Origin of the sequence: Hymenobacter glacialis (assembly GCF_001816165.1) — a bacterium.
Taxonomy (GTDB): domain Bacteria; phylum Bacteroidota; class Bacteroidia; order Cytophagales; family Hymenobacteraceae; genus Hymenobacter; species Hymenobacter glacialis.
The window spans coordinates 1-465 of record NZ_MDZC01000129.1 but is presented as its reverse complement, the minus strand read 5'-3'; the positions used below and the strand labels follow the sequence as shown (position 1 = coordinate 465).

General features: G+C 60.6%; 1 protein-coding gene. It reads right to left on the bottom strand.

All coding sequences use genetic code 11. The features are described from left to right. A partial coding sequence (locus BEN48_RS17195) for a glutamine amidotransferase-related protein (RefSeq protein ID WP_193408694.1) occupies nt 1–465 on the bottom strand: 465 nt, incomplete at both ends.

The window sequence follows — 465 nt, the reverse complement described above, 5'->3', positions numbered from 1 at the left end:
CCGCCGGCGGCTTCGGGGTGAAACTGGGTGGAGAAGAACGGCTTGGACGTGTGCTTGATGCCTTCACAAGTGCCGTCGTTCAGGTTCTCGAACAGCATCGTCCAATCAGCCGGTAGCGTTTCGGTATCCACTGCGAAGCCGTGGTTTTGGCTGGTGATGTAGCAGCGCTGGGTGCCGGTGAGCTTGACGGGCTGGTTGTGGCTGCGGTGGCCGTATTTGAGCTTAAAGGTGTCGCCGCCCGCTGCCAGGCCCATGAGCTGGCTGCCCAGGCAGATGCCGAAAATGGGCTTGTCCTGGGCCAGGGCTTTTTGCAGGTGAGCGATGGTGGCTTCGCACATTTTCGGGTCGCCGGGGCCGTTGCTCAAAAACAGGCCGTCGTAGTCCAGGGTCGTGAAATCGTAGTCCCAGGGCACGCGAATCAGCTCCACGTCGCGCTCGAGGAAGCAGCGGATGATGTTGGTTTTG